Annotated in this window: 21 protein-coding genes; all 21 read left to right on the top strand. The window is 46.7% G+C overall.

Features of this window, described 5'->3' with window-relative positions:
* The coding region (locus tag LF817_RS18940; RefSeq protein WP_253935032.1) for an IS3 family transposase at positions 1–108 on the top strand (108 nt) is incomplete at its 5' end.
* A 305-nt stretch (positions 109–413) separates the two neighbouring features.
* Positions 414–854: a ribose 5-phosphate isomerase B gene (gene rpiB / locus LF817_RS18945; RefSeq protein WP_253937378.1), complete on the top strand. Its 441-nt coding sequence runs from the start codon at positions 414–416 to the stop codon at positions 852–854.
* A gap of 85 nt (positions 855–939) precedes the next feature.
* Positions 940–1494 carry a TIGR01440 family protein gene (locus tag LF817_RS18950; protein ID WP_371925106.1) on the top strand — a complete coding sequence of 185 codons (555 nt, stop codon included), beginning with the start codon at positions 940–942 and terminating at the stop codon, positions 1492–1494.
* A 39-nt stretch (positions 1495–1533) separates the two neighbouring features.
* Positions 1534–2790, top strand: a complete 1257-nt coding sequence (locus LF817_RS18955; protein WP_253937379.1) for a serine hydroxymethyltransferase — start codon at positions 1534–1536, stop codon at positions 2788–2790.
* Between the two features lie 583 nt (positions 2791–3373).
* The gene (gene upp / locus LF817_RS18960; protein WP_253937380.1) at positions 3374–4006 is read left to right on the top strand and encodes a uracil phosphoribosyltransferase; all 633 of its coding nucleotides are present in this window, start codon (positions 3374–3376) and stop codon (positions 4004–4006) included.
* A gap of 2 nt (positions 4007–4008) precedes the next feature.
* On the top strand, positions 4009–5148 hold the full coding sequence (wecB, locus tag LF817_RS18965) for a non-hydrolyzing UDP-N-acetylglucosamine 2-epimerase (protein WP_253937381.1): 1140 nt from the start codon (positions 4009–4011) through the stop codon (positions 5146–5148).
* 814 nt (positions 5149–5962) lie between these two features.
* Positions 5963–8110, top strand: coding sequence for a S8 family serine peptidase (locus LF817_RS18970; RefSeq protein WP_253937382.1), 2148 nt, complete (start codon positions 5963–5965; stop codon positions 8108–8110).
* Between the two features lie 1021 nt (positions 8111–9131).
* Positions 9132–9320: an AtpZ/AtpI family protein gene (locus LF817_RS18975; RefSeq protein ID WP_256558379.1), complete on the top strand. Its 189-nt coding sequence runs from the start codon at positions 9132–9134 to the stop codon at positions 9318–9320.
* 1 nt (position 9321) lies between these two features.
* Positions 9322–9690: an ATP synthase subunit I gene (locus tag LF817_RS18980; protein WP_253937384.1), complete on the top strand. Its 369-nt coding sequence runs from the start codon at positions 9322–9324 to the stop codon at positions 9688–9690.
* Between the two features lie 24 nt (positions 9691–9714).
* Positions 9715–10437, top strand: coding sequence for a F0F1 ATP synthase subunit A (atpB, locus tag LF817_RS18985; RefSeq protein WP_253937385.1), 723 nt, complete (start codon positions 9715–9717; stop codon positions 10435–10437).
* Positions 10438–10487: 50 nt separating this feature from the next.
* Complete coding sequence (atpE, locus tag LF817_RS18990) at positions 10488–10700, top strand: F0F1 ATP synthase subunit C (RefSeq protein ID WP_026799008.1); 213 nt, start codon at positions 10488–10490, stop codon at positions 10698–10700.
* Between the two features lie 376 nt (positions 10701–11076).
* Positions 11077–11598 carry a F0F1 ATP synthase subunit B gene (gene atpF, locus LF817_RS18995; protein WP_253937386.1) on the top strand — a complete coding sequence of 174 codons (522 nt, stop codon included), beginning with the start codon at positions 11077–11079 and terminating at the stop codon, positions 11596–11598.
* Entirely contained in the window at positions 11595–12146 is a 552-nt protein-coding gene (locus LF817_RS19000) for a F0F1 ATP synthase subunit delta (protein WP_253937387.1), read from the top strand. The genes atpF and LF817_RS19000 overlap by 4 nt, the downstream gene beginning before the upstream one ends.
* A 12-nt stretch (positions 12147–12158) precedes the next feature.
* Positions 12159–13667 (top strand): F0F1 ATP synthase subunit alpha, encoded by a 1509-nt coding sequence (gene atpA / locus LF817_RS19005; protein ID WP_253937388.1) that lies wholly within the window; start codon positions 12159–12161, stop codon positions 13665–13667.
* A 47-nt stretch (positions 13668–13714) separates the two neighbouring features.
* Entirely contained in the window at positions 13715–14578 is an 864-nt protein-coding gene (gene atpG / locus LF817_RS19010; protein WP_253937389.1) for an ATP synthase F1 subunit gamma, read from the top strand.
* A gap of 100 nt (positions 14579–14678) precedes the next feature.
* Complete coding sequence (gene atpD, locus LF817_RS19015) at positions 14679–16091, top strand: F0F1 ATP synthase subunit beta (RefSeq protein WP_253937390.1); 1413 nt, start codon at positions 14679–14681, stop codon at positions 16089–16091.
* Positions 16092–16177: 86 nt separating this feature from the next.
* On the top strand, positions 16178–16582 hold the full coding sequence (locus tag LF817_RS19020; protein WP_253937391.1) for a F0F1 ATP synthase subunit epsilon: 405 nt from the start codon (positions 16178–16180) through the stop codon (positions 16580–16582).
* 899 nt (positions 16583–17481) lie between these two features.
* Positions 17482–17715 (top strand): DUF1146 family protein, encoded by a 234-nt coding sequence (locus tag LF817_RS19025; RefSeq protein WP_253937392.1) that lies wholly within the window; start codon positions 17482–17484, stop codon positions 17713–17715.
* A gap of 138 nt (positions 17716–17853) precedes the next feature.
* Positions 17854–18573: a YwmB family TATA-box binding protein gene (locus LF817_RS19030; RefSeq protein ID WP_253937393.1), complete on the top strand. Its 720-nt coding sequence runs from the start codon at positions 17854–17856 to the stop codon at positions 18571–18573.
* Between the two features lie 34 nt (positions 18574–18607).
* The gene (gene murA, locus LF817_RS19035) at positions 18608–19918 is read left to right on the top strand and encodes a UDP-N-acetylglucosamine 1-carboxyvinyltransferase (protein WP_253937394.1); all 1311 of its coding nucleotides are present in this window, start codon (positions 18608–18610) and stop codon (positions 19916–19918) included.
* 120 nt (positions 19919–20038) lie between these two features.
* Complete coding sequence (gene spoIID / locus LF817_RS19040) at positions 20039–21052, top strand: stage II sporulation protein D (protein ID WP_253937395.1); 1014 nt, start codon at positions 20039–20041, stop codon at positions 21050–21052.
* The last annotated feature ends 494 nt before the right edge of the window (positions 21053–21546 follow it).

The raw sequence follows: 21546 nt of genomic DNA on the forward strand, positions 1-21546 counted from the left end.
GCTTTATTTGATTATGTCCACTGGTACAATTATATTCGAATTCATGGCACTCTCAACTACCTTAGTCCTATAGAATTCAAGAAGAAACACCTTAATGAAATTGTCTAGTTTTGTGTTGACAATCCAGATCCCACAGGGCTGCAAGCCCGAGGAAGCTCGCCACTTCCCCCACAGGAAAGCGAGTAGCTTCCCAACAACCCCTGACTCTTAATAGGGCAACGAGCCCCGATTATCCCGAAACCTAGTCAATTCCCCGGACCTTCAAGCTCTTTCCTCAGGATCGGAAAAACAGCTCTTTGGAAAAAATGAAAAAACTTGGAAGAATAAGCTTTTTGTTCAATTGACACAGCTTTAAAGACCTGTCACTATAAAAAGGATAAAGTGATTATTGGACAGAGGAGAGTGGCAAGAGCATGAAAGTCATTTTAGCTTCAGATCATGGAGGCGTAAACCTTCGCCTTGAAATAGCTGAGGTTCTTAAAGAGTTGGGCGTGGAATTCGAAGATATCGGCTGCGATTGTGAAGGCTCCGTCGACTATCCCGATTATGGGATTCCGGCAGCAGAACGGGTAGCTTCCGGCGAATTCGACAGAGCGATTCTCATATGCGGAACAGGCATCGGCATGTCGATCTCCGCAAATAAAGTACCTGGCATACGTGCCGCGCTTGTACACGACCTTTTCACGGCAAAAGTCACCCGCCAACACAACGATTCAAACGTGTTATGCATGGGAGCGCGCGTCATCGGCCCAGGACTTGCAAGTGAAATCGCAAAAACATGGATGCAAAACGAATTTGAGGCAGGCCGCCACAAAAATCGTATCAATAAGATTGCCGAATACGAGAATAAGTAATAGAATAGATGGATAACGGATCAGGATGACTGTTAGTTGTTGGGAAATCATACGTCACGGATGAATCATTTTTCAAAAAAAGGAGATGACCAAAGTGGCAGATGTAAAAGCCATCCAGCATGACACAGCCTCAGTGGCCCGTCAATTGCTGGAAACCGGACACATGAAGGACGGCTTATTTGTTGTTGGTTGCTCCACGAGTGAAGTTGCCGGCGAACGAATCGGAACAGCTGGCAGTGAAGCCATTGCTGAAGTAATCTTCGAGGAATGGCAGAAGTTCTCCAAACAATCAGGTGCCGAACTCGCCTTTCAGTGCTGTGAGCATTTGAACCGCTCGCTCGTCGTAGAGCGCAAAGTCCAACAAGCCTATGGATTTACAGAAGTGACAGCAGTCCCTGTAGCCAAGGCCGGAGGATCTATGGCTTCTTATGCGTTCAAACATATGGACGACCCAGTACTTGTGGAGTCCGTTACAGCGCAAGGTGGAGTGGATATAGGAGATACGTTGATTGGCATGCATTTGAAGCGGGTCGCTGTACCCCTTCGCATCGAACAGAAGTCCATTGGTCACGCACACGTCACGGTCGCTCGAACACGCCCGCCGCTTATCGGAGGCGCACGAGCAGTTTATGAATGCTAGGAATTAAGAATTTGGAATCGGAGAGGGGAATTTTTTACTATGCAACATGTAAAACATGCGGATGCTGAACTGTACAACTCCATTATGGATGAGAAAAATCGTCAACAAAACAATATCGAACTGATCGCGTCAGAGAACTTCGTATCAGAAGCTGTCATGGAAGCGATGGGTTCCGTACTGACGAATAAATATGCAGAAGGGTACCCTGGACGCCGTTACTACGGAGGGTGTGAGCACGTCGACGTTGCTGAAAATCTGGCAAGAGATCGTGCGAAAGAACTTTTCGGAGCAGAACACGCAAACGTCCAGCCTCACTCCGGCGCACAAGCCAATATGGCCGTGTACTTCACAGTCCTTGAGCCGGGCGACACAGTTTTAGGTATGAACCTGAGCCACGGCGGTCACTTGACGCACGGAAGCCCGGTCAACTTCAGTGGAACACTTTACAATTTTGAAGAGTACGGTGTTACTGAAAAAGACGAGCGCATCGATTATGACGCCGTTTTAGAAAAAGCGAAGGAAGTGAAGCCGAAGCTGATCGTAGCTGGAGCGAGCGCATACCCTCGTGAAATCGATTTTGCCAAGTTCAGAGAAATCGCTGATGAAGTCGGAGCCTACTTGATGGTTGATATGGCGCACATCGCAGGTCTTGTAGCCACTGGCTTACACCCTAACCCAGTGCCTCACGCCCAGTTTGTGACAACAACAACACACAAAACGCTTCGCGGCCCACGCGGCGGTATGATTTTCTGTGAAAAAGAATTCGCTAAGAAAATCGACAAATCCGTATTCCCAGGCATGCAGGGCGGCCCGCTGATGCACATCATCGCAGCTAAAGCCGTTTCTTTCAAAGAAGCGCTGCAGCCGGATTTCAAACAATACTCCCGTCAAATTATCAAAAACGCCAAGCAGCTAGGTGAAACGCTGTCCGAAAACGGCGTGCGCATCGTCTCAGGCGGAACCGATAACCATCTGTTATTGCTTGACCTTCGTGAGCTGGGACTCACTGGTAAAGTAGCTGAAAAAGCACTCGATGCTGTCGGAATCACAACGAACAAAAACACGATTCCATTCGATCCAGAAGGACCATTTACAACGAGCGGTATTCGTGTAGGAACCGCCGCTGTGACCAGCCGCGGTTTTGAAGAAGAACAAATGAAAGAAGTAGGCGAACTTATCGCTTTCACTCTGAAAAACCATGACAACGAAGACAAACTAAAAGAAGCAACAGAACGCGTAAGCGACCTGACTTCACGCTTCCCACTCTACCAATCACTAATGCCAAGCACGCCATAAATAGACGATGAAACCCACCTGATGCAGGTGGGTTTTTTATTGGTTATTTTTCGGAGTAGAGTAGACTTTTACTCTAAGTATTAAAGGATATTTTTCTAGAGTCTCCACACTTTATCATGTATGCTTCCTTCGTTGTCTTTGCTTCGAAAAAAGGAACTTTTAAAGATGGAGTGGAAGACGAGCTTCCAGATTTAGATCTGCGTGGGGTTTCTCCTTCTATCGGAAGTGTCGCATGATCCACTTCTTGAAAAAAACAGACATTCCGATCCACTTTTATAGTAAGGGGCGGAGGGGAACGGGGAGACTCCTGCGGGATGGTAAGTGCAGGGTGAGACCCCGGAGGACGAAGTCCGAGGAGGCTCAGCGCACGCCCGCGGAAAGCGACTCGTTCCCCTCCGTCCCGTCCATCATTTAGCGATCGGAATGAAGCTATATAAGATACTTATTTAATTTGAAAAAGCATGTATAACTTTTTATAAAGTAAGACATTTCCCAGCCCGAAGTGCGACCTTGTCCCCCTTGCTCTTTATCGACATTTTCTGTACAATTAGCGGGATGCAATTTATTAAAAGGAGTGACTGACATGGGAAAAGTATACGTATTGGACCATCCATTAATTCAACATAAGCTGACACACATACGGAAAAAAGAGACAGGAACGAAAGATTTCCGCCAGCTCGTCGATGAAGTAGCCGCACTAATGGCATTCGAAATTACTCGCGACCTGCCCCTCGAAGATGTAGAAATCGACACACCCGTAGTGGATAATGCAAAAGCGCACGTATTGACAGGGAAGAAAATCGGTCTCGTTCCCATCCTCCGCGCCGGTTTAGGCATGGTGGACGGAATCATCAAACTTATTCCAGCTGCCAAAGTCGGTCACGTCGGACTATATAGAGATCCAGAAACACTGCAGCCCGTAGAATACTACGTCAAGCTTCCAAGCGACATCGAAGAGCGCGAACTGATCGTCATCGATCCAATGCTTGCGACAGGAGGATCCGCCAACGAAGCGATCGAATCCCTGAAAAAACGCGGAGCCCGCCAAATCCGTCTCATGTGTATCGTAGCAGCACCTGAAGGAGCCGAAGCAGTTCAAAAAGCCCACCCGGACGTAGACATCTACCTGGCCGCCATGGACGACAAATTGAACGAAAAAGGCTACATCGTACCAGGCCTCGGAGACGCTGGCGACCGCCTGTTCGGCACGAAATAATTATGATTAAAGTCATGACGATATTCGGCACCCGTCCAGAAGCCATCAAAATGGCCCCTCTAGTCTTAGAGTTGAAAAAAAGGTCTGAGCAATTTGAACCCATCGTCACGGTGACCGCTCAGCATAGACAGATGCTTGATCAAGTTTTGAACATTTTCAGCATTGAACCTGATTTTGATTTGAACATTATGAAGGATCGTCAAACGCTGTCGCAAGTCACTACACGAGCGCTTGAGGGGCTGGACGGCGTCATGAAAGAAACGAAACCGGATATCGTGCTCGTTCACGGTGATACGACGACAACGTTTGCCGCATCGCTTGCGGCCTATTACAACCAGATTCCCGTCGGACACGTCGAAGCCGGCCTTAGAACGTGGGACAAGTACTCGCCTTATCCGGAAGAAATGAACCGTCAGCTCACAGGCGCGATGGCGGATCTGCATTTTGCGCCGACGAACCAATCGCGTGACAATCTGCTCGCCGAAAATAAATCCGCCGATTCTATTTTTGTGACCGGGAACACAGCGATTGACGCATTGAAAACGACCGTTGCAAAAGACTATACTTCTGAAGTTCTTGATAAGATTGGTGATAAGCGTCTCATTTTAATGACTGCCCACCGACGAGAGAATCTCGGCCGGAATATGAAGCAGATGTTTCGTGCCATCAAACGTTTAGTCGAGACGCACGATGATGTGGAAGTCGTGTATCCTGTTCACTTGAACCCTGTCGTACAAGAAACAGCGGACGAAATTTTAGGGAACGACGAAAGAATCAAGCTGATTAAACCGCTTGATGTCATCGATTTCCACAACTTCGCCTCCCGCGCTCATTTGATATTGACGGATTCAGGCGGTGTACAGGAGGAGGCTCCTTCTTTAGGCGTGCCTGTGCTCGTTTTACGCGATACGACTGAACGTCCTGAAGGCATTGAAGCGGGCACTTTGAAGCTAGCCGGAACGGATGAAGATAACATCTTCCGCCTAGCGGATGAGCTGTTAAGTGACGATACGAAGCACAAAGCCATGTCCCGCGCCTCCAATCCATACGGCGACGGCCAGGCTTCTGTGCGTATTGCCGAAGCGATCCGCTATTTTTTCAAAGAGCGTGAGGATAAGCCGGACGCTTTTGAAACAGAATAAAGATCAAAGAGATGCAGTCTTTCCATATGGAGAGGCTGTTTTTTTATTTGGCTTTGTTGAAGTTCCTTGTTGACATTCATATCAGCTTTAGTGGAAGACTCCGTTTCGAGACGTCTGGACTGTTTCCGTTATGTTTGATAGTAGGTAGAGCTCCGGGAAATGACTCGCTTTCCGTGGGAGCGCAGTGAGCCTCCTCGAGCTAACGCTCTCCGGGGTCTCACCAAGCACTCTTTTCCCACAGGAGTCTAGCCATTTCCCGGAGCTCTTTGCGATGAATATGCTGAACGAAAACTTCCGTTGCACCATGCTACAACTTGAGGAACAGCTCCATTTAAAAGTTACTATTGTGGCCTTGTAACAAGTGTCACATGCTGAAAACTTTTCTATAGAAGGCAACATGTCTATGTTTCAGGATAAGTGGAAGTAGCTCTTTATGGAAAATGGGTTCGTTCATTCTATTTCGACTGGGGTGGTTGGGAAGATGCGAGACTCCCGTGGGAGAAGGAGGTAGGCGAGATCCCACAGGGCTGCAGGCCCGAGGAAGCTCGCCACTTCCCCCACAGGAAAGCGAGTAGCTTCCCAACCACCCCTGACTCATAATAGGGCAACGAACCCAGATTATCTTGAAATCATGTCTTCCACAATCCTTCCATAATCTTGAATGCCTCACTTATCAATATTAACAACCACCTTTAACATAGCTTTTCATTTAAAAGTAACAGTATTCTCTCCTCGAAAAACGACGGAACCATCCATGAGCGCATAACTCCTCGTGAAAAACACACACTACGTTAAAAAAGGAGCCACACCCATCATGCTGCTAAAACTCGCCGCCATCCTCCTGACAATCACCCTGCTGACAGGCTTCAGACAGCCTGATCCAAACGAAGAAATCACAATTATTCTTGAATTAAAAGACACAACAGCCGCCGAGTTCAAGCAGCATATCAGCTCCAGGCTTCCTAGACTTGAAGTCGTCGCAGAGTATGAAACGATCTTTAACGGTATTGCCGTCAAAGGGACTCCGCAGGAATTAGAAAAAATTGCTCGCCTCAGCGAAGTCGCTAATCAATACCCTGAACAAATATACAGAACACAAGAGACGCAGCTGAGTTCCCGCGGCATAGAGTTAACGACGGATACACTCAGGCCGGACACGACTTTTACAGGAGAAGGTGTGAAAGTAGGAGTAATTGATACGGGAGTCGATTACACGCACCCGGATTTGCAGCTTAATTACAAGGGCGGCTTTGATTTGATCGATTTTGATGACGATCCGATGGAAACGATGGAGGATGGAGCGACGCTGCATGGGACGCACGTGGCGGGTGTCATTGCGGCGAATGGTGATATGAAGGGCGTTGCACCTGATGCGGAACTATACGCTTACCGGGCGCTCGGTCCTGGAGGAATGGGATCATCGGTCCAGGTGATTGCGGCGATTGAAGAAGCTGTTAAGGAAGGGATGGATGTGATCAACCTGTCTCTCGGCAACGACGTCAATGGCCCGGATTGGCCGACGACAAAAGCGGTCGATCGGGCGATTGAGCTAGGGACGACGGTCATTGTAGCCGCGGGCAACGCGGGACCCGATACGTGGACGATCGGTTCACCCGCAACCTCCCCGAATGCGATCACGGTCGGAGCTTCAGCGCTTCCTGCCGAACATCCGGTGCTGACGATCAAAGGTGAGGACGAAAAGCTGGGCGTTCAGCTTTTACAAGGATCGAAGCCATGGGATCTTACGAGGAAATACCCTTTAGCTGAGATGGCCGACGGGCGATTAAGTGGAAAAATCGTTCTCGTTCCGCGCGGTGGCACAAGTTTTGCAGAAAAAGCGAAAGCGGCTTATTTAAAAGGAGCGGAAGCCGTACTGATTGTGAACACAGAGGATGAACCGCTCCAGGGTTCGATTGACGGCTTGAAATTGCCTATACCGGTAGCCGCCGTCACGAAATCAGAAGGGGACTGGCTGAGAGAGAAAGGAATCGCAGCCGATCAGTGGCTGGAAACTGAGCAAACCCAAGCGGACCACACGATTGCACCGTTCAGCTCACGCGGTCCTGTGACTTCGAACTGGAACGTAAAGCCTGATGTCCTTGCGCCGGGCGTAAATGTCATCAGCACCGTTCCCGGAGGTTATCAGGCCCTTCAAGGCACAAGCATGGCCGCTCCACACATCGCAGGCGTGGCGGCTCTTCTTAAAGAAGCACATCCCGATTGGTCCCCGGCTGATATTAAAACGTCGATCATGAGTTCGGCCGATTTGCTTGAGGGCAAGGAGGAAACGCTGCCTCCGACTGAGCAGGGAGCAGGGTACGTAAACCCTGAAGCTGCGCTTGACCCCGAATTATGGATCAACCCCGGAGCGCTCAACTTCGGAAAAGTGGACGAAGATTTTTTTCGGAAAAAGATTCAAGTGACTGTAGAGAACCAGGGGGACGTTTCACAGACGGTTCGTATGAAACAGCCGTCTAAGCAAACCGGCTTAGCCTGGACAGTTCCGGCAAGCTTTTCCCTGGCGCCTGGTGAAGAAAAACAAGTACCGATCGAAGTGCAGATGACGAAGTCTTTTGTGAAAGACGGTGTCCATGAAGGCTATATCGAGGTGGAAAGCGGCAATCAAGAGTACAATCTTCCTTACTTGTTCATGATGGATACATCGGATTATGAAAAAGTATCCGGATTCGAGCTTTATAAAGACTGGGAAACGAAAGCGGATTTGACGTACCGTTTCAATTTGTCCGAAGCGGTCGATCATTTGAGTATCGATCTCTATCGAGCCGGGACGATGTTCCATCAAGGTAATCTTCTGGAACTTGAGGATCTCGAAGAAGGAATGAATGAAGGAGAAATCGAACTCGATATGAGTGACGATTTCGAAGGGTCTTACGTTGCAGTAGTGACTGTGACAATTGAAGGGGAAACGTTTAGCTATCCATTCCAGATCCAGTTTCAATAATGGACGGGCAGTAATATTTCTTCAGTTCCTGAGAAAGCGAAGCGGCGCCATGGTAAAGTTCCGTGTTTCTATTCATATAAGCTCCCTATTCTTGAAGACTCAGTTTCGAGCTATAATGAGAATTTAGGGGCACCGGGAAACGGATCGCTTTCCGGGGGGCGGGCGCTGAGCCTCCTCGAGCTTCGCTCTCCGGGGTCTCACCTGTCCCGCTCCTCCCCCAGGAGTCTCACCGTTTCCCTCCGCCCCTCTGCCTGATAAGTATCTCGAAACCGCTTCAAGAAAAAGCAAACATTTGCTGATTTTCATAACAAGTGTCCTATGCTAAAAACCTTGATGTATAGCGCTATCTTCTCAAACGACAGGCATATAGAAGATCTCTTTCTTGATAAAAGGGTGCGTTTTCACCTCTATCGAATTGTGGGATAAATTTTAACCGTTGCTCCAGGGTGTTATTCTCCCTCTTTAATTAAGAATTTTCTTAATTAAGTGGATTTCGAGTAGCGCATATATAGTGAGGGGCGGCGGGGAATGGGGAGACTCCTGTGGGAAAAGAGTGCTTGGTGAGATCCCGCAGGACGGGACGACCGAGGAAGCTCACCGCGCTCCCAAGGAAAGCGAGTCATTCCCCGCCGCCCTGATCCTCTCATCAAATGTCTCGAAAACGCGTCTTCCGCTATCCAGCCATATTGTTGAATAACTCACTTTTCAATATCAACAACCACCTTTAACATAGTCAAAAATTAAAGAAAATCACGAAACAGACAGCCGTTTTAAGCGGCTGTTTTTATTGTCATTTTTTAGTTGTCAAACCCAGTTCGGCGAATTTTCAGAAAATGTGTCAAAAATGTGATAATTTCGTGTCGGACATTTGTACTTTCGGCCCCAAACACATTGACATCAAAGTACCCCTATTGTATTCTTACATAGTGTGGAATGATAAGGTTTTCATACATAACCTCACTCTTTTTCAAATGACAGAAGAGGTGTTATAGTGAAGCACTCACAATCACCGTTTCAAGCGATGGCATTAACAAGCGCGATCGTGTCTCAACTAGCAGGCGGACCACTAGTCGGGGTTTACATGGGAAAGTGGGTGGACGGCCAATTTTCCACAGGTCCACTATTCCTGATCTTAGGTATATTCCTGGGAGTAGGAGCAGGTACATACGGAACCATTCATTTAGTACGAGCGTACACGGGAGACGATTAACTTGGAAGATTATCAACAGATGATAGCCCGTCAGCGGAAATGGATGTTCTACCTTCTGGCAGTACTCGTTTTAGGCTGGGGAATCACACCCTGGCAGCCGGTTTTCCTCGGGCTTCTCTTAGGAAGCATCCTTAGTTTCTACAACCTCTGGTTAATGCAGCGGAAGATTCAGAAATTTGGTGAATCCACAGCAAACAACCACACCACTAGAGGAATCGGTACATTTACGCGACTCGCTTCCGGCGCGTTAGCCGTAGTGATCGCCCTTCAGTTTGAAGAACATTTCCACCTGATTTCGGTAGTATTGGGCTTAATGACAGCCTACCTTGTCATTTCAATAGATTACCTGTTCAACAAATCAACAGATTAGCATGATGGAAGAGAGGTGAACAGATTGGATCACGAATCACCGATATGGGAGCAGGCGTTTGGAATCCCATGGTTGAGTTTCAACTTATCCAACGTATTAATGATGTTTGTTGCTTCATTAATTGTATTCATTCTAGGGGTCGCAGCCACAAGGAACATGCAGCGTAACCCGAAAGGTTTCCAGAACTTTATGGAATGGCTGATTGATTTCATCAAAGGGATTATCGGTTCGAATATGGATTGGCGTACAGGCCGGCTCTTCCTTCCTTTAGGGCTTACACTTTTCGCCTACATATTTATCTCGAATATGCTCGGGGTCGTCACGAACGGAATCGTTGGTCATGAGCTCTGGTGGAAATCACCGACAGCGGATCCCGGCATTACCATGACCTTAGCCGTAATGGTCATCAGTTTAACGCACTACTACGGGGTTAAGCTGAAAGGCGGCAGCGAGTACAGTAAAGGATTTATCAGACCACTGCCTTTCTTACTGCCATTTAAGATTATTGAAGAGTTCTCAAACACTCTGACGCTTGGTCTGCGTCTATACGGGAACATTTACGCAGGTGAAATTCTACTTTCCTTACTAGTAGGACTTGCGACAACAAGCTTCTTAGGCTTCTTAGGAGCCACCCTGCCAATGATAGCGTGGATGGGCTTCAGTACATTCATCGGTTTCATTCAGGCGTTTATTTTCGTTATGTTAACGATGGTTTATATGTCTCATAAGGTGAGCGACGACCATTAATTATAAAAGCATAAAAAATTTTTTCACACAATATGAGGAGGATTTTCATTATGGGTCTATTAGCAGCTGCAATCGCAGTAGGTTTGGCGGCACTTGGTGCTGGTATTGGTAACGGTCTAATCGTAAGTCGTACAGTTGAGGGTATTGCGCGTCAACCAGAATTGCGTAGTGCGCTTCAAACAACAATGTTCATCGGTGTTGCACTAGTTGAGGCCGTTCCAATCATCGGCGTTGTTATTGCATTTATCGTAATGGGACAGTAAAGGTGAATCGTGGCGAAGTTCATAGTGTTGAACCTCGCCATTCCTTTATGTCTTTCTTTATAGGGTACGCGTTGTGAATACCCTCGTTTTTGAAAAATAAAACTTCGGCTTCTGCCGAATTTTCTATTGTCTGACTGTATAGTAGAGGGGTCTACATAGGCTTCCGCTTTTGTAATGTCTAGCTTTGAGGGCAGCCATAACCGCCCCTCGCCGCTTTTCTAACGTCTAGCTACGGCGCTTAGCCGCTCGAGGTCATAAGTCAATCGCTTCCGTGAAGAAAAAACGCTTCACTGCACCGCTTGTCTTATGCTTGTCCCGGCTGAACAAAGCGCCTCCGCTTTTCTTATCTGCTTTTTTTTGGAAAGGAGTGACAACTGTGCAAGGATTAACTTCGAATTTAGCCCTGGGTGCTGCAGGTTTCCAGTTAGGCGACATGGTCGCTCAGTTATTCTTCTTCATCGTGCTTCTAGCGTTACTTAGAAAGTTTGCTTGGGGTCCGTTGATGACGATGATGAAAGATCGTGAAGACTACATTGCCAATGAAATCGAAACAGCTGAAAAAAGTCGTGAAGAAGCAGCGATTCAACATCGTGAAGCTTCTGAAGAGTTGAAAAAGACGCGTCAAGACGCACAGAATATAATTGAGGATGCTCGTAAGACAGCTTCTCAGCAAGAGCGTGATATCGTTGAGTCTGCGAAAAAAGAAGCAGAACGTATCAAAGTTTCTGCTCGTCAGGAAATTGAGCAGGAGCGCGATAAAGCCGTTCAAGTTCTTAAAGATCAAGTGGCTTCAATGTCCGTGATGATCGCTTCGAAAGTGATTGAGAAAGAACTTTCTGAGAAAGATCAGCAGGAATTGATCAGCCAATATATCAATGAGGCAGGAGAAGAGCGATGAGTGACACGATCATTGCGAAACGTTACGCAACCGCTCTCTTTCAACTCGGACAGGAAAAATTAAAGCTCGATCAAATCGAAACAGAACTTCGCACATTACGTGAGATTTTCTTAAGTAATGAAGAGCTGGTCAAATTCCTTAAGCATCCTCGCTTAACGGCGGGTCAGAAGAAGCAGCTTTTAAGCGATACTTTGAAAGGCTTTTCCAAGGAAACGCTCAACACCCTTATGCTGCTGATCGATCGTCACCGTGAAGAGATCATTCCGGAAATGGCGGATCACTTCATCTTAAAGATGAACGATGTAAAAGGGATTGCCGATGCAACCGTGTATTCCGTGAATCCACTGTCTGAAGTGGAAAAGCAACGTATTTCAGAAACGTTTGCTCCTAAAGTGGGCAAGCAATCACTTAACCTGACAAACATTGTCGAGCCGTCCATTCTTGGCGGTATCCGTCTTCGTGTCGGTAATCGCATTTTTGATGGTTCTGTCAGTGGGAAGCTTAACCGGATTGAACGCCAGTTAGTTTCTACGAATAATAGACGATAGGGGTGAAATGGCATGAGCATCAAAGCTGAAGAAATCAGTGCGCTGATCAAACAGCAAATTGAAAACTACGAATCAGATATTGAAGTCACTGACGTAGGTACAGTTATCGAAGTAGGTGACGGTATCGCACGTGCTCACGGTCTGGATAATTGTATGGCCGGGGAGCTTGTTGAATTCTCAAACGGTGTCATGGGTATGGCACAGAACTTAGAAGAAAGTAATGTCGGTCTTGTCATTTTGGGACCATTTACAGATATTAAAGAAGGCGATGAAGTTCGTCGTACAGGACGCATCATGCAGATTCCTACAGGTGAGGCTATGCTTGGACGTGTCGTGAACCCTCTTGGACAGCCAGTTGATGGCCAGGGTCCGATTGAAACGACGAGAACTCGTCCGATCGAATCCGCTGCACCAGGTGTAATGGATCGTAAATCCGTAGACGAGCCGCTTCAAACAGGAATCAAAGCGATTGACGCTCTAGTACCAATCGGTCGTGGACAGCGTGAATTGATCATCGGTGACCGTCAGACTGGTAAAACGTCTGTAGCGGTAGATGCCATTTTGAACCAGCATGACCAGGATATGATTTGTATCTACGTAGCCATCGGTCAAAAAGAATCAACCGTTCGTGGCACAGTAGAAACACTTCGCCGCCATGGCGCTCTTGATTACACAATCGTTGTAACAGCAAGTGCATCGCAGCCTGCACCGCTTCTTTACCTTGCTCCTTATGCTGGAGTTACACTTGGTGAAGATTTCATGTACAACGGAAAGCACGTTCTTGTCGTATACGATGACTTATCGAAGCAGGCAGCCGCATACCGTGAGCTTTCCTTGCTGCTTCGTCGTCCGCCAGGCCGTGAAGCATTCCCAGGGGATGTATTCTACTTGCACTCCCGCTTATTAGAGCGTGCCGCTAAGCTGAGTGATGCTAAAGGCGGAGGGTCACTGACTGCTCTTCCTTTCGTTGAAACACAAGCTGGCGACATATCAGCGTATATTCCAACAAACGTAATCTCAATTACGGATGGACAGATCTTCTTGCAGTCCGATCTATTCTTCTCAGGTGTTCGTCCAGCGATCAACGCCGGACTATCCGTATCTCGTGTAGGTGGTTCTGCACAGATCAAAGCCATGAAGAAGGTAGCCGGAACACTTCGTCTGGACTTAGCGTCTTATCGTGAGCTGGAAGCCTTTGCCCAGTTCGGTTCAGATCTTGACAAATCAACACAAGCAAAGCTTAACCGTGGTGCACGTACGGTTGAAGTACTGAAACAAGGTCTTCACCAGCCGCTTGCCGTTGAAAAACAAGTTATGATCATTTACGCATTGACGCAAGGTTATTTAGATGAAATTCCAGTAGAAGATGTCACTCGATTTGAAAATGAGTTCAATAACTGGTTGGACAACAACCGTAAAGAACTTCTATCTCAAATCCGCAATACAGGTAAATTAGCTGATACAGATGATATGAATGAAGCTGTAGAAGCATTCAAGAAGACCTTTATCATTTCAGAATAATGACTCTTCATAAATGCTTAAAAAGCTAGAAAGGGTGGTGAAACAGCGTGGCATCCCTTAGAGACATTAAAGGTCGGATTAATTCAACGAAAAAAACGAAGCAGATTACGAAAGCGATGGAGATGGTTTCCGCCGCAAAACTTAATCGTGCAGAGGAAAACGCACGTCACTTCGTCCCTTATAGTGAAAAGATCCAGGAAGTCGTTGCAAGTATCGCAGCAGGCGGTGGTGATGCAAGCCACCCGATGCTCGAAGCTCGTGATGTTAAACGTACCGGATATCTTGTCATTACATCGGATCGAGGACTAGCCGGAGCTTACAACAGCAGCGTGCTCAGAAAAGTGTATCAGCAGATCCGCCAGCATCATAGTTCAGCTGGTGAATATGCACTGATCACCATGGGGCGCGTCGGGCGTGACTTTTTCCGTAAACGTAATATGCCTGTCGATAGAGATATTACCGCGATCTCTGACCAGCCGGATTTTGCCGATATTAAAGATATCGCTTCGGAAACGGTAAGACTGTTCACAGACGGTGAAATCGACCAGCTATTCATTTATTACAACCACTATGTAAGTGCGATGACTCAAGAAGTGACCGAGAAAAAGGTCCTTCCATTGACGGATATCAATGTAGAAGGCAAAGCCTCTACAAGCTCTTACGAATATGAACCGAACCAGGAAGAAATTCTGGAAGTTCTTCTGCCGCAATACGCTGAAAGCATTATTTACGGCGCATTGCTGGACGGCAAAGCCAGTGAGCACGCGGCACGTATGACAGCTATGAAGAGTGCTACGGATAATGCTGATGATTTAATCGGCGATCTTTCACTCTCTTACAACCGTGCGCGTCAGGCTGCAATAACCCAGGAGATCACTGAAATCGTCGGCGGTGCAGCTGCCCTCGAATAGTTCTCGGCTTCTCATGCATTAATTTCATGTTCGAATGTTTAGCATAAAGCACCCTGAGGAGGGCGCTTACAGCTTCTCTTAATAGTAAGGAGGGAAAACGATGAGTAAAGGACGCGTAACCCAAATCATGGGACCGGTAGTTGACGTAGCTTTCGACGACGGTCAACTCCCTGATATAAATAACGCATTGCACGTAAGTTACGTAGCAAAATCAGAAAACGAAACAAACGTTGATCTTACACTTGAAGTAGCCCTTCACCTAGGAGATAACTCCGTTCGTACCGTTGCGATGTCTTCAACTGAAGGTGTTCAGCGTGGAACAGATGTAATCGACACAGGCGGACCTATTGCCGTTCCTGTAGGTGATGTAACACTTGGCCGTGTATTCAGCGTACTTGGTGACAATATCGACCTTGACGAGCCACTTCCTAGTGACGTTCGCCGCGACCCGATTCACCGTTTAGCACCTGTATTTGAAAACCTGGCAACTGAAACGGAAATTCTTGAAACAGGAATTAAAGTTGTAGACTTGCTGGCACCATACGTTAAAGGTGGTAAAATCGGCCTGTTCGGTGGCGCCGGAGTAGGTAAAACCGTTCTGATCCAGGAACTTATCAATAACATCGCCCAGGAGCACGGTGGTATTTCCGTTTTCGCTGGTGTAGGTGAACGTACACGTGAAGGTAACGACCTTTATTATGAAATGAAGGATTCAGGAGTAATTACGAAAACAGCCATGGTGTTCGGTCAGATGAACGAACCGCCTGGAGCGCGTATGCGTGTTGCCCTGACTGGTCTTACAATGGCGGAATACTTCCGTGATGAGCAAGGACAGGACGTACTATTCTTCATCGATAACATCTTCCGTTTCACTCAAGGTGGTCTTGAGGTATCTGCCCTGCTTGGCCGTATGCCATCAGCCGTAGGTTACCAGCCGACACTTGCTACAGAAATGGGTCAGCTTCAGGAGCGTATCACGTCTACTGACAAAGGTTCCGTAACATCGATCCAGGCGATCTATGTACCTGCCGATGACTACACTGACCCAGCGCCGGCGACAACGTTCGCTCACTTGGATGCAACAACAAACCTTGAACGTAAGCTGTCAGAGCAGGGGATTTATCCAGCGGTGGATCCACTGGCTTCCACTTCCCGTGCACTTGACGCTGACATCGTTGGAGATGAACACTACGAGGTAGCTCGTGAAGTTCAACAAACCCTTCAACGTTATAAAGAATTACAAGATATCATTGCTATTTTGGGAATGGATGAGCTGTCTGACGAAGATAAGCAGACCGTATCCCGTGCCCGTCGTGTTCAATTCTTCCTATCTCAGAACTTCCACGTAGCTGAGCAGTTTACCGGACAAAAAGGTTCATACGTCCCAGTAAGCGAAACAGTCAAAGGATTCCGTGAGATTTTGGATGGCAAATACGATGACCTCCCAGAAGATGCTTTCCGCCTTGTGGGGCGCATCGAAGAAGTCGTCGAAAAAGCAAAAGGAATGCAATAAGCATATCATTGCAAGTGTCACTCAGGGGTTCCGTAAAGCGGAGCGCCTGACACCGGCGCTTATGATCTGCCTTAGGAGGAATAGCTATGAAGACACTAACGGTGAGTGTTGTCACTCCTGATGGCCCGGTATTAGAAGACGCCTATCAAATGGTCAGCTGTAAGGCGGAAAGCGGAGAACTCGGTATCCTTCCTGGACATATCCCCATGGTAGCTCCATTGACCATCAGCGCGGTACGCCTTAAAGGTGAGGGAAGCTCCGAACGCATTGCCGTAAGCGGTGGGTTTCTTGAAGTCCGTCCTGACAAAGTGACTATCCTGGCGCAATCAGCAGAAAAGCCTTCCGATATCGATGTCGATCGTGCCCGCAAAGCGAAAGAGCGCGCCGAGCAGCGTATGGCTGAAAAGCAAGCCGATATCGACTTCAGAAGAGCCGAGCATGCTTTGAAACGAGCCATTAACCGTTTAGACGTTAAAGACAATAATTTTTAAAAAGAACTGCTTTCATTTCGAAAGCAGTTTTTTGTTTCCAGTAATATGTAATTATTAATAAAATACGATTCCGAGGTTCGTTGCCATATAAACATAGAGGTGGATGGGAAACAACTCGCTTTCCTGCGGGGGATGCTGGCAAGCTTCCTCGGGCTTCGCCCTGTGGGATCTCGCCTAGCTCCTTCTCCCGCGGGAGTCTCGCCGTTTCCCATCCACCTCTTACGCTAGTTAGTTTCTCGAAATCGCTCAGATCTTAACCTATCGAGTATGCACGAAACTGCTTGTTAATCCTTGTCCAAATTGCTTCTTTAAAGCTGCACACTTAGATTTCACTATAAGGAAAGCCGTCAATTTTAAAGCAACGTTCTATTGCCTGCTGGGCAGTAATGAACATAAATGGACCTCTTTATAATTGGTTGTGTACTAATGAATGTCGGTTTCTTTTCACTAATATGATAATGGGGTTTTGGAAATGATAAGACTCCTGCAGGAATGGATGGACTGGCTAGCCCCTGCAGAGCGTTAGCTCAAGGAGGCTGGTCGTACGCCCATGGAAAGCGGGTGATCCACCGGTCCTTCATGCTTCAATTTATGGAACGGAAAATTTCCGCATTTAACGAACTGCTTCAAACAACTAACAAAATCGACAAAATCACATTGACCTATAAAAACTGCCCCTTAGATACCCTCTCATTCGACTAGCTTGTCACTATTTCCCGGGAAATTAAAAATATTGCGCAGGAAATAATAATAATGACATTTCCTGCTGTAAAAAACATTCACAAAAACGTCACATTCGAAGCGCTTTCATTGAATGTCTCCTGGTTGACAATGAACTCATAAAATGTGATTCTGAGATATAAGCGTCATTTAGAAGAGAAGTTAGCGAGGTGTACGAAATGGATCAGTATTTCGTGGAAGAAGCACTCCTCAGCATGACCTCCCATATCATCTTCATCATCATTACATGGAAGGTTTTGCAGGCAGTGAATCTTGAGCAGTTATTCCGCAAGGACCACGTCTTTGAAATTCGAGTTTTTATGATCCTGATTACCATTGCTATCGCCACTTCAGTAAGTAATTTTTTCTTGCAGCTTATTGAATGGTCTGGCAGTCTTGTGTATTTATTTTAAGTCGTACGCGGACGCTGCTGCTTCGAGAAAGGGGATCGATTCACTCATTGTCTAATCATGTCAGTAATTGTTTCGTATGAATGTAAGATTCTCCGTTCACACTTGAAAGTATAAAGAAGAACGGGGAGAGAGATACATATGAAATGGACAGGGGTATGTTTAGCGGCAATCATTGTAATAGCAAATGGTGTTCATCCACAAACCACGGCACAAGGGTGGAGTGAAATTTCACCATTAATTGAATTAGCAGCTTTTGCCGAGGATGAACAACTGGAAGTCACAGAATTGAATATTACACTAAAAGAATCGATCAACTACGAATATCTACAAGAGACTCAGCAGAAAATAAAGCAACAGTTTCAGTCGGATAAACTAACAGAGGAAGACACGACAGAAGCCACTAAATATATCTATGAAAAACGTCACAAAAATGGGGACTTTGTCGAAGAGTTTATGGTAATTGTTCCCAAACTTGAAGACATTTCTTTTGAAGTAGTTTACACCGTTACATCACAGGGTACAAAACCACTAGCATCCCAATATATGGTGCTTTTAAGCGATAGAGTAAAAGCGCAAATTTTTACAACAAATGTCACTTTATACTCATTCATTAAAACAGAGATTAATGGTATTATTGATGAAGTTTTACTCTATCAGAAATTCCAACAATCATTCGATATAACAAACATTGAACAAACGACAGATGAAAGCTGGACGAGCAGATCCGGTTACACGAAAAGATGGGATGGGGCCATTGAGTTACCGAGTGGAGCCATGAATGTTCAATTCGCTTCGAGAAATTTGGGCAGCGTAACGAACGTCACATTTGGCACACCCATCCTTACTGCTGAATATTAATAATAATGAATATGGACGCGGAGGAGAATGAACTTTGGAAAAAATCATCGTCCGTGGTGGAAGGCAGCTTGAAGGCACTGTAAGAGCTGAAGGTGCAAAGAATGCCGTACTGCCTGTCATCGCAGCAAGTATAATCGCAAGCGAAGGAAAAAGTGTGTTACACGACGTACCAGCTCTCGCTGACGTTCGCACAATCAACGAAGTGATCCGCCATATGAATGCAGATGTTCACATGGAAGGAAGAACAGTTACAGTCGACGCTTCTAAAGAACTACTAACAGAAGCTCCTATAGAATATGTACGCAAGATGAGAGCTTCTGTGCTTGTAATGGGACCATTATTGGCCCGCTATGGACACGCAAAAGTTGCACTGCCTGGTGGCTGTGCTATCGGATCACGTCCATTGGATCAGCATCTTAAAGGCTTTGAAGCCATGGGAGCTGAGATTACAGTAGGTAATGGAACAATTGAAGCTAACGTAGAAGGCCGTCTGAAAGGTGCGAAGATTTATTTTGACGTACCAAGTGTCGGGGCTACAGAAAATATCATCATGGCCGCTGCACTGGCAGAAGGCAAAACCGTTCTTGAGAATTGTGCGAAAGAACCGGAAATTGTTGATTTGGCTAACTACTTAAATAAAATGGGTGCCCACATCGTAGGGGCAGGTACTGAAACCATTCGTATTCATGGTGTCGACAAGCTTTACGGCGCCACTCACAACATTATTCCTGACCGAATTGAAGCAGGCACCTTTATGGTAGCAGCCGCAATCACCGGTGGAAATGTATTAGTTCAAGGAGCTATGCATGAACATTTACGTTCAGTCGTAGCGAAAATGGAAGAAATGGGTGTCACGATCCAGGAAGAAGAAGATGGCCTGCGCGTCATTGGACCTTCCAAGTTAAAAGCGACAGACATCAAAACGATGCCGCACCCTGGTTTCCCGACAGATATGCAGTCACAAATGATGGCTCTTATGCTGAGCGCGCAGGGAACAAGCGTCATTACAGAAACCGTTTTTGAAAATCGTTTCATGCACGTGGAAGAATTCCGCCGTATGAACGCAAAAATGAAAATCGAAGGCCGCAGCGTAATCATTGAAGGACCGACGGATCTTCAGGGAGCTGAAGTACAAGCGACAGACTTACGAGCTGGAGCTGCGTTAATCCTTGCGGGACTTGTAGCTGACGGTTATACCCGAGTGACAGAACTTAAGCACTTGGATCGCGGATATGTAGACTTTGCAGAGAAATTGAAGCTGCTCGGCGCAGACATCGAGCGGGTCAATGAAGACGAAGCGAATGTAGAACAAACTGAAGCAAGCGAATCTGTATCGACCTTATAAAATATCTTATCTTAAGCAATTCCTTTTCTTCAAAAGGGATTGCTTTTTTAAGTTCTATCAACGCCTCCGGATGGATACAATTTAGTAGAGAGGTCTACTAATGATTCAGGAGGACGAGATATGAAGCGAAACCATCGAATAGGGATCATCGCAATCATCAGCATTTTTTTGGGCATTTTACTCATACCTGCCCTCATCGTCGCACCATACATCGGAAAAAACGACACAGCCACCGTACAAGAAACACAGCCGCAGGAAGAAGCGGTCCTGGAGATTCCGGCGAACCTCTCCCCATTTTCCATCCAGGTGATGCGCAGTGCCAGCAAAAAAGTGGAAGAAGTGCCGCTTGAGGAATACGTGGCAGGAGTCGTCGCCTCCGAAATGCCCGCCAACTTTGAACTGGAAGCCCTGAAGGCCCAGTCCCTGGCCGCACGCACGTACATCACCCAGCAGCTGACGGGCGGACAGCCATACTCTGAAGCCGCCGACGTCACAGACACCACCCAGCATCAGGTGTACAAAAACGACGATGAGCTTAGGGAATTATGGCAGGACCAATACAACAGCAATAAGGCGAGAATCGTTCAGGCAGTAAAAGAAACAGCAGGAGAAATCATCACTTACGAAGAAGAACCGATCACCGCCGCCTTCTTCTCAACGAGCAACGGTTTCACCGAGAACTCAGAAGATTACTGGGAAAATGAAATCCCCTATTTAAAAAGCGTAGAAAGCCCATGGGACACAGACTCCCCTAAATTTTTTGATCAAAAGGTAGTATCCATCCCTGATTTAGAGACCGCACTCAATGTCCAGATCGACTCAGGCATAGAGAATATAAATCTAGCAAAGACACCAGGCGGCCGCGTAGCTGAACTCTCAGTCGGCGACAGCAAATTCACCGGCCGGGAAATCCGCGAGAAGTTAGGATTGCAATCAAGCGACTTCACCATCGAACAAAAAGAAGACCATATGATCTTCACGACAAGGGGCTACGGGCACGGCGTCGGCATGAGCCAATACGGCGCCAACGGCATGGCTGAGGACGGCAAGACTTATGAAGACATTATTAAGCATTACTATCAGAACACAGAGATCACTCCAGTAAGCAAGCAAACCGCAGCACTGTCCATGTAATCAAACGAAAGCCGTCCATCCGGGCGGCTTTTTCTGTTCTGCCCATGTTTCGTTGTGGTGAATTAGAAAAAAGGGATTTTGAAAATGGATCGCTTCTCTGCGTCTCGCCAGTCTATCCTTTCCTGTAAGAGTCTCACCATTTCCGAAATTCCATTACCATGATAGAGGAACGAAATCATAGTTCACATAGCCCCTATTCTCGAAGAATGACGAGTATAGGGGCTTATTATTGTCTCTTTTTCATACTCAATTGGGTGGCTCGGAAACTGTGAGCCACCTCTTGTAAAAGCGGAAACTCTTTGTTCAGTGGTACATGGTTTTCTGAGGAATTCCGAGAAATTCATACCGCAAGGGCGTAGGGAAACGATGAGACTCCCTCCGGAAACATTGATATATCAGGGTTTATAGCTGTCTTTTGTCTTTCAAAAAAAATTTTTTAAGCACTTCCTCTGTTAGATGTATCCTTATCTTTCTATTTTTGGAAGTGTGGTAGA

The sequence above is a fragment of the Halobacillus sp. A1 genome, from assembly GCF_024189295.1.
Lineage (GTDB): Bacteria > Bacillota > Bacilli > Bacillales > Halobacillaceae > Halobacillus_A.

Bases quoted from the DNA above. Each gene is read 5' to 3' on its own strand.
- rpiB (WP_253937378.1), top strand. From the start codon at position 414: ATGAAAGTCATTTTAGCTTCAGATCATGGAGGCGTAAACCTTCGCCTT.
- LF817_RS18950 (WP_371925106.1), top strand. From the start codon at position 940: ATGACCAAAGTGGCAGATGTAAAAGCCATCCAGCATGACACAGCCTCA.
- LF817_RS18955 (WP_253937379.1), top strand. From the start codon at position 1,534: ATGCAACATGTAAAACATGCGGATGCTGAACTGTACAACTCCATTATG.
- upp (WP_253937380.1), top strand. From the start codon at position 3,374: ATGGGAAAAGTATACGTATTGGACCATCCATTAATTCAACATAAGCTG.
- wecB (WP_253937381.1), top strand. From the start codon at position 4,009: ATGATTAAAGTCATGACGATATTCGGCACCCGTCCAGAAGCCATCAAA.
- LF817_RS18970 (WP_253937382.1), top strand. From the start codon at position 5,963: ATGCTGCTAAAACTCGCCGCCATCCTCCTGACAATCACCCTGCTGACA.
- LF817_RS18975 (WP_256558379.1), top strand. From the start codon at position 9,132: ATGGCATTAACAAGCGCGATCGTGTCTCAACTAGCAGGCGGACCACTA.
- atpE (WP_026799008.1), top strand. From the start codon at position 10,488: ATGGGTCTATTAGCAGCTGCAATCGCAGTAGGTTTGGCGGCACTTGGT.
- LF817_RS19000 (WP_253937387.1), top strand. From the start codon at position 11,595: ATGAGTGACACGATCATTGCGAAACGTTACGCAACCGCTCTCTTTCAA.
- atpA (WP_253937388.1), top strand. From the start codon at position 12,159: ATGAGCATCAAAGCTGAAGAAATCAGTGCGCTGATCAAACAGCAAATT.
- atpD (WP_253937390.1), top strand. From the start codon at position 14,679: ATGAGTAAAGGACGCGTAACCCAAATCATGGGACCGGTAGTTGACGTA.
- LF817_RS19020 (WP_253937391.1), top strand. From the start codon at position 16,178: ATGAAGACACTAACGGTGAGTGTTGTCACTCCTGATGGCCCGGTATTA.
- LF817_RS19025 (WP_253937392.1), top strand. From the start codon at position 17,482: ATGGATCAGTATTTCGTGGAAGAAGCACTCCTCAGCATGACCTCCCAT.
- LF817_RS19030 (WP_253937393.1), top strand. From the start codon at position 17,854: ATGAAATGGACAGGGGTATGTTTAGCGGCAATCATTGTAATAGCAAAT.
- spoIID (WP_253937395.1), top strand. From the start codon at position 20,039: ATGAAGCGAAACCATCGAATAGGGATCATCGCAATCATCAGCATTTTT.